This window comes from Halorubrum sp. SP9 (genome assembly GCF_005435015.1).
GTDB classification, from domain to species: Archaea; Halobacteriota; Halobacteria; order Halobacteriales; family Haloferacaceae; genus Halorubrum; species Halorubrum sodomense.
Genome location: NZ_SGXU01000002.1, coordinates 208,201 through 221,222, shown reverse-complemented (window position 1 = coordinate 221,222; position 13,022 = coordinate 208,201). Strand labels below are relative to the sequence as shown.

At 64.9% G+C, this 13,022-nt stretch carries 10 protein-coding genes and 1 pseudogene; 7 read left to right on the top strand and 4 right to left on the bottom strand.

The window, feature by feature from the left end; all coding sequences use genetic code 11:
• Positions 1 to 126: 126 nt before the first annotated feature.
• Positions 127 to 2,457, bottom strand: coding sequence for a tRNA(Met) cytidine acetyltransferase TmcA (gene tmcA / locus EXE45_RS02855; protein ID WP_137693464.1), 2,331 nt, complete (start codon positions 2,455 to 2,457; stop codon positions 127 to 129).
• Between the two features lie 137 nt (positions 2,458 to 2,594).
• Between tmcA and EXE45_RS02850 the strand changes: the two genes are divergently transcribed.
• On the top strand, positions 2,595 to 3,041 hold the full coding sequence (locus EXE45_RS02850; protein ID WP_137693463.1) for a UPF0179 family protein: 447 nt from the start codon (positions 2,595 to 2,597) through the stop codon (positions 3,039 to 3,041).
• 28 nt (positions 3,042 to 3,069) lie between these two features.
• Here the strand turns inward: EXE45_RS02850 and EXE45_RS02845 are convergent, their stop codons facing one another.
• The 3 genes and pseudogenes from EXE45_RS02845 to EXE45_RS02835 form a co-directional block, all read right to left on the bottom strand.
• Positions 3,070 to 3,795 carry a nucleoside phosphorylase gene (locus EXE45_RS02845; RefSeq protein ID WP_092919970.1) on the bottom strand — a complete coding sequence of 242 codons (726 nt, stop codon included), beginning with the start codon at positions 3,793 to 3,795 and terminating at the stop codon, positions 3,070 to 3,072.
• A gap of 298 nt (positions 3,796 to 4,093) precedes the next feature.
• Positions 4,094 to 5,301: pseudogene (locus tag EXE45_RS21795) on the bottom strand (hypothetical protein).
• Positions 5,302 to 5,504: 203 nt separating this feature from the next.
• Positions 5,505 to 6,185 carry a TOBE domain-containing protein gene (locus tag EXE45_RS02835; protein WP_137693462.1) on the bottom strand — a complete coding sequence of 227 codons (681 nt, stop codon included), beginning with the start codon at positions 6,183 to 6,185 and terminating at the stop codon, positions 5,505 to 5,507.
• 196 nt (positions 6,186 to 6,381) lie between these two features.
• Here EXE45_RS02835 and EXE45_RS02830 point away from each other — a divergent pair, with 196 nt between their 5' ends.
• The 6 genes from EXE45_RS02830 (at position 6,382) to hmgB (ending at position 12,952) form a co-directional block, all read left to right on the top strand.
• A complete protein-coding gene (locus EXE45_RS02830) occupies positions 6,382 to 7,290 on the top strand; it encodes an extracellular solute-binding protein (RefSeq protein WP_241988306.1) in 909 nt (302 codons plus the stop codon).
• A 57-nt stretch (positions 7,291 to 7,347) separates the two neighbouring features.
• Positions 7,348 to 8,325, top strand: a complete 978-nt coding sequence (locus EXE45_RS02825) for an ABC transporter permease (protein ID WP_137693460.1) — start codon at positions 7,348 to 7,350, stop codon at positions 8,323 to 8,325.
• On the top strand, positions 8,322 to 9,350 hold the full coding sequence (locus EXE45_RS02820) for an ABC transporter ATP-binding protein (protein ID WP_137693459.1): 1,029 nt from the start codon (positions 8,322 to 8,324) through the stop codon (positions 9,348 to 9,350). Before EXE45_RS02825 ends, EXE45_RS02820 begins: the two co-directional genes overlap by 4 nt.
• Positions 9,351 to 9,893: 543 nt before the next feature.
• Positions 9,894 to 10,082 (top strand): hypothetical protein, encoded by a 189-nt coding sequence (locus EXE45_RS02815; protein ID WP_092919975.1) that lies wholly within the window; start codon positions 9,894 to 9,896, stop codon positions 10,080 to 10,082.
• Positions 10,083 to 10,225: 143 nt separating this feature from the next.
• Positions 10,226 to 11,365, top strand: coding sequence for a hypothetical protein (locus tag EXE45_RS02810; protein ID WP_241989415.1), 1,140 nt, complete (start codon positions 10,226 to 10,228; stop codon positions 11,363 to 11,365).
• Positions 11,366 to 11,608: 243 nt separating this feature from the next.
• Positions 11,609 to 12,952 (top strand): hydroxymethylglutaryl-CoA synthase, encoded by a 1,344-nt coding sequence (gene hmgB / locus EXE45_RS02805; RefSeq protein ID WP_137693457.1) that lies wholly within the window; start codon positions 11,609 to 11,611, stop codon positions 12,950 to 12,952.
• Positions 12,953 to 13,022 lie beyond the last annotated feature (70 nt).

Here is a 13,022-nt window from a genome sequence, read left to right as displayed (position 1 = left end):
CGGCCTCCGCTTCGCTCCGGCCGCCCGACTCCCTCGCGCGTGCGACTCGCGGCCGTCGCTTCGCTCCGGCCGCTCGCCGGCACGCGCCACCGCGGATCTATTTATAAATAGTCGTCGTCTGCCCGCTCACTCGGTTATAAATCGCTCCCGCTCTTTGCGCGCGAACTCGGTCCCGTACCGCTCCACGAGCGGGGCGTAGGCGTCGCCGAGCGCGCGCATACACGCGCTCGTCGAGACGAAGTCCAGTTCGTCGGCGACCTCGTCCCACGGGCGGCCCTGAAGCACCTTCCGGACGAGCAGGCGCTCCGCGCGGTCGTCGAGGTCGGTCCCCTCGACCAGCGCCGCGAGCGCGAGGTCCCGGAACGCGCCGGGCGCGGTGTCGTACATCCCCGGGCCGACGGAGGCGCCGACGACCGAGCGCCACTCGGTCTCGGTGAGGTCGACCGGGACCGGGGCGGAACAGGCCCGGAGCGCGCCGCGGACCACGTCCGGGTCGACGTCGCGGTGCGCGTCCGAGAGGCCGTCGCGCTCGCGGTCCCGGAGGGCGACCGCGTGGCGGTCCAGGAGGCCGCGGCCGGCCTCGGTCTCCGGGCGGAGCATGACCGCGGAGTACTCGCCCGAGGCGTCGTTCCGGCTCGTCGAGAGGTGAACGGTCCGGTACCCCGCCCGCTCCCAGAAGCGCAGTAACCGCGGCGTCGCGCCGTAGCCGACCGAGAAGTAGTCGACGCCGTCCTCCCCGCCTTTCCGGCTCCCGCCGTCGTCCCCGCCGAACTCCGCGTGGGCCTCGTCGAGCAGCCGCGACCCGAACCCCGCGTCCCGGAGCGCGTGGTGGGTCGCGATCCGGACCGTCCGCAAGCCGCGCGGCGCCGCGGCGGCCTCGTCGCGCAGCTGGCTCGTGAGCACGTCGGGCACCATGTTGCCGCGGACGCGCTCGCCCTCGTACATCCCTCGGCGGGTCGCGGCGTCGAGCCCGCCCTCCCGTGCGAGCAGCGCCACCGCGACGACCCGGCCGTCCGCGACGAGCGCCCGCGCGACGAGGTTCGGCGCGTCCAGCAGCCGCGCCAGGTCGTTCGGCTCGGTCCGGTAGTGCGCGGCGACGAGCAGCCCGAACGCCTCCGAGAGCAGCGTCTCGTCCGCGAGCAGGTCGGCGGGGTCGAGCGCTCGGTAGGTCGCCTCGTCGACCGACGCGTCCGCGACTGCCGCGTCGACCGCCGGCCGGGCGTCGAGCAGGAGCGCGCGCGACGCCCACGCCTCGACGGGGTCGTTTCGCGCGTACCGGATCGGCTCGTCGAGCCGCACGTCGCTGACCGCGAACCGCGAGTCGAGCAGCCGCTCCCGGAACCGGACCGCGAACCCCCGGCCCGCGCCCTCGTAGCCGTGAACCGTCGTACAGAACGCGACCGCGGGCGCGTCGAGGAACCCCTCCAGCAGCCGCACCGGGAGCGCCGCCGCCTCGTCGACGACCGCGGCGTCCGCCTCGGCCGCGGCTTCCGCCGCGGCGGCGGGCGGGAGGAACCGGACGCGGCCGCCGGAGGGCGTTCGGAGGTCGCGCTCGTCGCGGTCGCGGTCGCCGTCGAGACCGCCCCCGTCGTCCCGCTCGCTCGCGGTGGCGTCTCCCCCCGTCTCCGCCGCGATCAGTTCTCGCGCCCGGGCGAACACCTCCGCGGCGTTCCGGAACGCGGGCGCGGTGACGAGCACGTCGGCGCCGTCGAGCGCGAGCGCGCCGGCCGCGAGCCCGGCCGCGCTCGACTTCCCGCGCCCCCGGTCCGACTCGACGACGACGGCCGAGCCGGGGGCGGCGAGCGATTCGAACGCCCGAAGCGCCCGCGCCTGATCGCCCGTGAGACAGGCTCGGTACGCGGCCGCGGGGAACGTCGCGTCAGGCGGCGCGCTCGGGGGACCGACGGGCTCGCCGCGCCCCTCGCCCGCGCTCCCGGTGAGTCCGTCGCGCTCGAGCGCGTCACCGTCGGGTCCCTCGCCGAGCGCGACGACCGCGATTCCGGGATGCGTCCGGAGCGTCGAAACCAGGCGCTCGCGGAACCGCCCCGTCACGTCGTCGACCTGGTACGGGGGCACCGCCAGCGAGTCGTCGAAGCGGTCGCGAATCGCCGGCCAGTCGTCGAGCGCGGGCGTCAGGAGGATCAGGAGGCCGCCGCCGTCGACGGCGCCGACCGCCCGCCCGAGCGCGTTCGGAACGAACCGGTCGTGGCAGTCGAGGACGACCGCCTCGCGGGTGCGGCCCAGGAGTTCGTCGGCGCTCCGCGGCCGGTGTTCCTCGAACCGGAACCCCTTCCGCGTCGAGACGATCGAGGCGTCCCCGTCGTCGACCTCGACCGATTCGACCGCGTCGTACGCGGCGTCGATACCGCGGTCGCGGTCGCCCGCGAGCACGAGGACCCGCCGCTCGTTCGTCCGCTCGGCCTCGGCGCGCAGTTCCCGCGTGACCCCCGCGATCATTCGCTCGTCGTTGCCGAGGCGCGGGCATGTGTCTTGCCCTCCGCGTCGTCGCCCCGAGTTTCGAGCCGCCCCGGCGACGCTCCCGCCGCGCCGGCGGAGGCGGGAGGCTTACGGACTCGCGGCGCGTCGCTCCGGACATGACCACGGTCACGCTCATCGGGACTCGACTCGCGGACGTCGGCCGCGAGTTCGTCTACGAGGGTGAATCGGGCGACTGCGAGGGGTGTCCATATCGCAGCCAGTGTCTCAACCTCTCCGAGGGGACTCGCTACCGGGTGACCGGGATCCGCGAGAACGCGCAGACGCTCGACTGCGCGGTCCACGACGCGGGCGTCCGCGCGGTCGAGGTCGAACCCGCCTCCGTCCCCGCCAACGTCCCGTCGGAGCGCGCGTACGCGGGAAGTAAGGTGTCGCTCGCCGGCCCCTGCCCGCACACCGAGTGCCCGAGCCACGGCTACTGCGTCCCCGACGGCGCCGACTTCGACGAGGAGCGCGTCATCGATCAGGTGCTCGGCGACCCGCCCCACGAGACGTGCGCGCTCGACCGGGACCTGACGCTCGTGGAGTTCCGCGCGGAGGAGTGAGCGCCCGGCGGTCGCGGGTTTTCGACCGTTACAGCGACGCGATGGCGTTCAGCGTGATCCGGATCGCGCGCTCGACGTTGTCCTTCGCCTTCGCCGGCAGCTCGTCGTCGGAGTCCGCGCCCTTCTGCGTTCCCGCGACGAGGTTGCCGTCGACGGTACAGATGGCGCCGGCGGCCAGCCCCTTCCGGCGCGCGAGCGCGAAGACGGTCGCGGCCTCCATCTCGACCGCGAGCAGGTTCGCGTCGTTCCAGTCGTCGACCGACTCCTCGTCTTCGTTGTAGAACGCGTCGTCCGAGACGATCGGGCCGACGTGGATCTCTTCGCCGTTGTCCTCGGCCGCCCCGACGAGTCCGGTGAGCACGTCGTAGTCCGGCACCGCGGGATAGTTCGCGGACTCGTATCGCTTGCTCGTCCCCTCCTCTTTGGCCGCGCCGGTCGCGACGACCATGTCGCCGACCTCCATCTCCGACTGGAGCGCGCCGCAGGTGCCGCACCGGACGAACGTCTCGACGCCGACCCGCGAGAGCTCCTCGACCGCGATGGCCGCCGACGGACAGCCGATCCCGGTCGAGCAGATCGTGAGGTCGACCCCCTCGTAGCTCGCGTTGACGACCTTGTACTCGCGGTTCTGCGCGACGACCTCGCTGTCGTCGCACAGGTCCGCGATCCGGTCGACGCGCCCCGGATCGCCCGGGATGACCGCGATTTCGTGGACGTCGCCCTCCTCGACCAGCAGGTGCGGCTGTTTCGCCATACGAGCGGGGACAGCCGCCGCGCGCAAAAACGGACCGGTCGGCACGCGGGGTAGCGGTGCGAGACGGATTTGATATCGCGCTATGAGATTTATAAGCGGGTCTATTTGTGGAAGTTGAGACTACAGCGGGTATAGAAGAGCTGTAATGAGTGGATTTTGCCGATTTGGTCAGCAGAAATTACCTCAATTCTCTCTCAAAGCGGCATTCTTGTTATACTTCCAATCATAAGGACTAATTTTCGAGACATCCAACAGTGTCGCCACTCAGACCGCGCGCTAGCCCAGACTGAGTGTCTCTCTATCCGATTCCAGTCTCCTTCTTCAGCAGCGTCAGTGTGTTATCTGCGTCACCATCGGCGAGTGCTCGTACTTACCAGTCAATGCGACCTGAACGAGCAAGTCGACGGCCCGCCAGATAGAGTACTCGCCTCTCGGCACGGGGCGAGCATCGAGGACGAGTGGAACAGCGTTACCGACCAATGGACTGTAGCCCACTGGTAGGCGTACTCGTCGGTGTTCTGCTTCGTTCCGATGATCTCGCCCTTGTGGCCCGTACGGTCGCCCGTGAAGGGGTCAGCTTCGGTAATGCCGATCGCGACGATGCCTGCGCGAAAGAGCTCCTCCGTCTCTGCGACTTTGCCGATGAGTTGCCGGATCGCTCGTCGATACATCGCTCGAACCTCCGGTATCGGGAGGTCACGTAGGTGGTCGCGGTGAGTATGTCCGAGTGGTGTCCGCTCCCGCGTTGACTCGTAGCTGAAACTCCGAGCACCCTCGTTGGCAGCCAAGTTCTCACGGAGCCCGAGATAGGTCTGTAACCCCCAGTAGGCGTTCTCGTGAATCTCACTCCCGTTACCACGGTCTAGCGAGAGCGCCGGGAAGACAGCGCGGCTGACCTGTTCTATAATCGTCTCTGCCCGGCCCAAGATGCGTTGCTCGTCCGGTGCTGAATCCTCGGCGGCGGTGTCCCGGTAACAGAGCTTCTGCTCAGGGTCGCGTGGAACCGAGATATCTGTATTCTAGGCTTCAATGAAAAGAGTCCGGGCAGTTGTCTCCACCGTCTCGCGAAGGTCGGCGGTAAACCGGGTGTTCCAACTGCGCCACAGCGTCGATTGATCTGGAACCGTCTCTAACCCCAACTGATCGCATACGACTGACGCGTTTCTCAGATAATCAACGAGGGACGTTTGGTGCTCCCAGCCGTGGAGTTCCTTCAGTACAAACATCCGAAAGAGTGTGTCCACCTCGTAGCGGGTTGAGCCCTCGTAGCGGTCGTGGACATTGAATAGGAAGTACGCCATAGGAAGTGAACAGGTGAGCTGCTCAACCGAGCCGTGACTCTTATGACCGGAACCACGTCTCCGAAACCGTCCGAACATCCGATTCTACTCCGGCAAGCGATCTCCGATCATACAACGGCGACGTATCGTAAACTGGCCAGTTGGCGTACGGTCGTCGCGCGATGTATCGAAAAACAGCTCGCCGAGACTCAAGAGTTGGAGCCATCAACAGACGCTGGATAGGTCACGCTCAAGAACGCATTCACATCCCTAGATACGCCGACGTACGGACTACAGAACTCTGTAAGTGCTCTGTACGAGACCCAAACATAGTTTTCCACGGAGCGCCTCGTCTGGTTTGTATCGACCAACTACCTCAACAGCCTGCCACAGTCCGGTTGAAAGAGTCCGCTGAGAGCGCTCTTTCCTCTATTTGGGGGTTGCACGTGTTGCTGTCGCTTTGAACGACGCGACAATATGACGACCCGACTCAAGTTGGAGCCGCTCTCGACTGTCTTCAGTTACAAGAGCATACAGGGGGTCTTCGGCCCCAACATCGACAGAAACCAGCGAAATCACGTCACCGCAGTCGACACTGAGTACGTGCCCGTCGAATCGGTTTCGGGCACTCGTGGCGCTCTCCGTCGGCGTCTCATCCAGATCGTGTAGCGTTACCGTATCAGCACGAAGACTCACCTGTACCGTGTCAGTATCGGCCGGGACGATTGCCCGTACATCTCCAGCAGCGGTGGTTACTGTTCCGAGTTCGCCAGTCCGTGTCACGACGGTCCCGTTTAATACTGCCTCAGTAGTTTCCGCAACTGACGAGTATCCTGTACAAAGCCGCTCAAATCGGGAGAGTAACTTATCGGCGTTTTCAGTGAGAGTACTTCCGCCACCGCCAGATCCTCCGCGCTGCCGTTCAACTAGCGTCCCGAAGGCCCCTTCCAGTTCAGTAATGCGTTGGTGCGAGCGCGAGTACGACCGACCGAGTTCGTCAGCGGCCTTGTGAATCGATCCGATCTCGTCTACAGCTTTGAGGAGTGACGCGTCCTTCTGTGTGAATTCCACACTATCTGCCCGAAGCTGTGCGTCGAAGCTCGCGTCCATACCGGGTCAAGACGGGCAGGGAGGAAAACAATTATGCCGGTGTCGAAATAACGCCGATGTATCAATGACAGAACATCGTACACGACGTGCGTTCCTCGCGAGTAGTGTAACAGCAGCGGCGCTTGGTTTAGCCGGCTGTACTGGTGACGGTGGGAGCGATGGCGGTGGCGACAGTGGAACCCCGACAAGCACACCAATGTCGGACTCTATGACCATCTTCCACGCCGGCTCGCTCGCCCCGCCGTTCTCGGCTGCCGAACCGCAGTTCGAGGATGAGTTCGGCGTTGACGTCACCCGGGAGGCGCAGGGATCCGTGGCATCGACACAGAAAATCACCCAGCAGGGACGGTCGGCAGACGTACTCGGCGTCTCCGATTTCCGGCTCATCCGTAACCGGGTACTCCCGGAATACGGCGACTGGTACGCCATCTTCACGACGAACTCGATGTCGATTCAGTACCGGGAGGACTCCCCCGGCGCGGACGACATCTCGGCCGACAACTGGTGGGAGGTCCTCTCGCGTGACGGCATCACCATCGGACACTCGGACCCGGCGGTCGACCCCGGCGGCTATCGCGCGGTGATGACGCTACAGTTGGGTGCCGAGGAGTTCCAGGGCGAGCGGCTCTACGACGAGGGGACCCTTGACGCCCTGATGAGCAACACGACCGTTCCAACGGGGACCGAGACGAACCTCGAGGGCCAGCTCGAGTCTGGCGAACTCGACTACGTCCTGTACTACCAGTCTATCTCGGCCACCTCCGGGCTGCCGTACGTCGACCTCCAGCCGGAGGTTGACCTCTCGCAGGCGACGAATGAGTACGCACAACACTACGCGAAGGCCGAGGTCGAGACCGACAGTGGCACCTTCACCGGCGCGCCCATCGCGTACGGACTGACCGTCCCGAGCGTCGCCGAGGCCCCTGGCCGCGGCGCACAGTGGGTCGAGTATTTCGGCACCGAGCCGGGTCGGGCGATCCTCGAAGAACAGGGCCTCGTTCCTGTTGATCCCATTGTCGTTCCCGCGAGTTCGGAGGACGCCGTCCCCGACAACGTGATGGGAGTCGCCAGCGCACAGAGTTCTCTCGGGCCACTGGAGCTCTAGTGGGGTCCGTCGCCATTTCATCGATATTTATGCACAACGTGCCCCGCTTCACAGACCATGGCAACGGAGACTGAACGCCGGTTCGAGATCGACGCAGTCGGGCGGACACCACTAGTCGTGGCGTTCGTCGCCGTCCAAGCGCTGGCATTCGCCGCTGCGTACTCGGTCGGCCAGCCGACCTGGTACGCCTACTTCATCGTGGGCAGCACGGCCGTCACCGCGTACGCGCTCGACGGTACCTCATTCACCGTGGCGACAGCGACCGCCGGGAGTCTCCTCATGATCGCCCTGGGGCTGCCCCTGTTCATGTTCGTCGCACGGCAGACTCCTGCACTCGTCATCGAGAAGGCACTGGATCCGGATGTCCACCGCGTACTCTATCTCGGTGTGTATGGTCCATTGTTGGCGGCCGTGCTCAGCCTCCTGTTTGGTGTCCCACTGGCACACCTGCTAGCGAAGGGATTCCCCGGCCAGCCCCTCGTCGAGAGTCTCGTCGACCTCCCCCTTGTCGTTCCCCACTCTGTCGCGGGTATTATCATCCTGTTCGGCTTTGGGAAGAGCGGTGCATTCCCCCAGTTCTCGGTCCTCGGAACGATGGTTGGAATGGTGTTGGCGATGGCGTTCGTCTCGGCCCCGTACGCGGTCAACGCCAGCCGGGAGGCATTCGAGGCCATCGACGACCGCCTTGAGTACGCCTCTCGCATCCACGGCGCTAACAAGTGGGATACGTTCCGGCGGGTGACCGGCCCGCTCGCTGTCCGAGGCATGATCACCGGCGGCGTGCTCGCGTGGGCCCGTGCTGTCTCCGAATTCGGTGCCGTCGCGGTGGTTGCCTACTCTGTAGAGTTCTTTTACCCGTTCGCAGGCGAGAAGGTGACCGCCCAACACGCACCCGTCTTCGTGTACAACACGTACCTCCAGGGGGGACTCGAGGAGAGTGGGGCGGTCGCGTTCTTGCTCTTGGCCGTCTCGGCAGCAATCTTCCTCCTCGTCCGCTACCTGACCGACGATGGCACAGCAGGAGGGATGCCATGACCCGGCTCACTGCCGACATCCGCTCGACGTTTACCGCCGACGGTGCGGAACCGTTTACCGTCGATGCCGCAATCGAGGTCGAGTCCAACGAGACCTGTGTAATACTTGGTCCGAGTGGGAGCGGCAAGACGCTGCTGTTAGAGACGATAGCCGGCTTCCACGAGCACAACGGGGTAGTGACGGCGAACGAAACGGATATCACGGGGAAACCGCCGGAGGAGCGGGGATTCGGCTTCGTGTTCCAAGATTACGCGCTCTTCCCGCATATGACTGTCCGGGAGAACGTCGAGTACGGCACCCGGTACCGAGAGTCGTCGCGTGATGCCGCCGAGCTGCTTGATGAACTCGGTGTGGCCCATCTCTCGGAGCGAAACCCACCGACCCTGTCGGGCGGAGAGAAACAGCGGGTTGCCCTCGCCCGAGCGCTCGCGATTTGCCCCTCTGTGATGCTGCTTGACGAACCGCTGGCAGCACTCGATGTCCCGACACAACAGGCCCTGCGAGACGATCTCGCGGATATACTTGACGACGTGACCGCGGTATACGTGACGCACAACCGCACGACGGCCCGCGCTGTCGCCGACCGGATCGTCGTGATGCAGGACGGGCGGGTCGTTCAGCGTGGTACGCCCGAGGACGTGTTCGAACGGCCCGCTTCGCCGATGGTTGCCCGGTTCACCGGGTCGAACGTTATCGACCTCTCGGCGGCGCCCTCGCTACGCCGTATTCTCGATGATGGCATCGGGTCCCAGGCACGCTCCGACGGAAGCGGTCGGAGTCCAATCGATCACGACAGCGATACCGACGCAGCGCCCCAGGTCGCCATCAGACCGGAGGCAATCACACTCGGTGACGCTGACGGCGACCTGTCTGCGACCGTCGAGCGCGTCGTGCGCGAGGATGCAACGAACCGCGTGACGCTCGCGTTCGACGACGTCACTGTTGAAGCGTTCGCTACCTCGCCACCGGTCGTAGGCACAGAAGTCACCCTGTCGTTCCCGCGCGATCGCCTCCACCCCTGTTAGCGGCGCGCCCATTTGGCACGGTAGCCTGTTCAGCCGTTCGTCTCGACCAGTTTGACCGGGTGATGCCAGCGGCATCCGTGTTCGACGTATTGAGAACAGTAGTGCGAGTCGCAACCACTACCGTCGTGTCGTGGTCATGTGCGCTACCGGCTGAGTCGATGGACTATACGGCACTCACGTCGATATATCGGACCGTCGTTCGGAGGAAGTGTTCGTCTCCCGATTCTGCCGATGTCCCTCGAATTGAGGCTGTGACCTCCGACTGCTTGGTCCCCGGTAGGTATCTCTCGGTCGTGAAAGTATACTCTCTATGTCACTTAGATCGGTTGACTGACGCACCGTCCTCGGGTGTAAATACCGAGGGCGGCGATCCCGAGAGAGGTCAACAAATGAAAGTTCTTGTCTATAAACTGGTTCAGAAACGTGTACATTGAGATGGGTAGTCTCAACTTCTGATCCATTTGCCGTCAACCTCCTCTCGACCAGACGGACGGACTCGGCCCGGACCGGCCGATTTATCGCCCGATAACCCCCAGTTCGCGTATGCCCGACGCTGACGCCTCGCTCGCCTCGACGCTCGGTGCCCTCACAGCCGCGTTTCTCGTCGTCACGCTGGTCGCGGGAACGCTGATCGGCTTCAACTGGACGCAGGCGGTGCTGCTCGGCGGGTTCGCCGGCGTCGTCGCCGTCGCGTCGGCGTGGCTGACGGCGCGGCGGGCGGACGGCGACTGAGCGGGTCCGTCCGGGTTCTGACCGCGCGAACCCGAGTATCGCGACTGAGAGGTCGGACGGAGGATTTTATACCCGTTCGGCGTCGACATCGGATAATGCGATTCAATCGCGACCGTCGGGGCCAGTCGGTCGTGGTCGGGACGGTGGTGCTGTTCGGCTTTCTGATCCTGGCGCTCTCGCTGTATCAGGTACAGATCGTGCCGCAAGAGAACGCGGAGGTCGAGTTTCAGCACTTCGAGGAAGTCAGGAACGACCTCGTCGAGCTCAGGGCGGCGGTTCTACAAGCCGGGAGTCTCGACCAACCGCAGTATCAGACGGTTCAGCTCGGTACCACCTACCCGACTCGGGTCTTCACGATCAATCCACCAGCGCCGGCCGGGACGATACGGACGACAGACGCGTATCCGATCACGATCTCGAACGGAAGCGGCACCCCAGCGGGAACGGTGACTATTCCGACTCGATTCATCGAGTACCGGCCGGGCTACACCGAACTCGACCGATCGTCGACGTGGTACGACGCGTCCGTGCTGTACCTCGACGCTCGCGGAGAAAGTGGCGGAATCGCGGTGATCGAAGACCAAGCGCTCGTCAACGCCGACGGAGAGGTGAAGATTGTCGCCCTCCAGAACGAGTTCCGACAGAGCGGGACCGGCCGGACCACCATCGAACTCTATCCGGCCGAGAGCGTCAACGGTACGATCCCCGAGGGCGACCTCAACGTCACCGTTCCGACGCGGTTGAGCGGGGAGGAGTACTGGGACGGGGCCGACATTCCGATCAACTACAGCGTCACGGGCGACGCGAACGACGACGGCATTCACAACCTGACACTTGAGACGACCGCCGACGACCTGACCGTGGATACGGTCGGCGTACAGGAAGTGCCAGAAGACCCGACGCAGAACGCCGACGGGACGGTCGGTGGCGGCGATGGCGGTGGTGGTGGTGGTGATGGCGGTGACGGAAGTGGAAGCAATGATCCACAAGTCGACAGATTCGATGTTACGGACCAAAGCGGAAAGCAGGCTCGATTCGATGTTACTTGGGAAGTGAGCGACGGCGAGAACAATCTTGACACGGTCACGGTCGATCTTATCGACGAGTCTGGGGCCATTGTTGACACCGTCTCTAACGATGTGAGTGGCGGAACCGCTTTAGACACCAACAGGGTGAGTGAAACCGGTAACCCCCCGGCCCAGACGTACACGGTTCGACTCACCGTAACCGATGCTAGCGGAAACACGGTCACCAGAACCCGTGACGTCACCTACAGCGGATGACTTTGCCACTCTACATAACCATCTCAATCGGAATTCTCAGAACGTCTCGGTGATTGTACGTTCCACCCCCACACTTCCTACTCGGAACGGTATTGCTCCGACCCGTTTACGCCGACCCTGAGAACGGTCGCGATGCCTCCTTCGAACTGGAGCGTACCTGACCGACGTTGACAGCGATTTCTTCCACGATCAACGTAAACCACCATCGACACACCCATATGCCGTCCGTATGAACGACCGCGTATGACCGCAGTCGGGATCGACGCCATCGACATCTGGACCGGGAAGCTCAAGCTCGACCTGCCGGGCACGTTCGCGCCGGAGAAGGGCGACGACCCGGAGAAGTACACGAAGGGGCTCGGGCTCACCAACTCCTCGTTCCCGGACGTGTACGAGGACATCGTCACGATGGGCGCGAACGCCGCGAAGCGACTGATGGACCGCAAGGGGCTCGAACCCTCCGACGTCGGCCGTATCGACGTCGCCACCGAGTCGGCGTTCGACCACTCGAAGCCGGTGTCGACGTACATCGCTGGCTGCCTCGAACAGGTGTACGACGGCGACTTCACCCACGCCAACAAGGGCGAGCGCAAGTTCGCCTGCCTCGCCGGCACGCAGGCCATCGACGACGCGTACAACTGGATCCGGGCGGGGCGGAACCGAGACCGTCCCGCGATCGTGATCACGACGGACACCGCCCTCTACGCCCGGGGCGACCCCGGCGAGGCGACGCAGGGCGCCGGCGCCGTCGCGATGCTGATCGACGAGGATCCGTCTATCGTCGAACTCTCGACCGATCAGGGGTACGGGTCGAAAGACGAGACGGACTTCCTCAAGCCGAACCAGCAGTTCCCCAGCGTCGACGGGAAGCGCTCGGTCCAGGTGTACCTCTCTCGGATGCGCGAGGCCCTGGAGGACTACGAGTCCGTCACGGACGACATCGAACTGGAGGACTTCACCTACGCCCCGTTCCACACGCCGTTCCCGGGGATGGTCCGGAAGGCGGCGCTTCTGGCGTACCGCCACGTCATCCGCGACACCGCTCACGAGGACGCGCTGGCCGACGAGATCGGTCGCCAACCCCGCGAGGACGAGTACGACGACCGCGAGGCGTACGAGGAGGCGATCCGCGGGTACATGGACGACCTGAAGACCACCGAGCAGTACCGGACGTGGTACGACACCGCGGTCGAGCCGACGCTCGAACTCTCCCGCGAGGTCGGTAACTGGTACACTAGTTCCGTCCACATCGCCCGCGTGAGCGCCCTGCGAGACGCCCTGACCCGCGACCGCGAGTTCGTCGGGGACACCCTGCTCGTCGCCTCCTACGGCTCCGGCGCGCAGGCCGAGATCCACGCCGAGACGATCCGCGAGGGCTGGCGCGCGGAGATCGAGGGGCTCGACGTCGACGACCAGCTCGACGCTCGCTACGATCTGACCTGGGACGAGTACGAGGACGTTCACGACGTCCACGAGTACGACATGGACGTCGAACGCGAGATAGAGGAGTTCACCCAGCCCGACGGCGAGTTCGTCTTCACCGGCTGGGGCCGGATGAACGAGCGGCAGTACGAGTACGTCGAGTAGGGCGCGCGGCGAGGTACGTCGAGCGCGCGGCGAGAGTCGACGGCGGGATCGAGTCCCGTAGTTCCGTTCT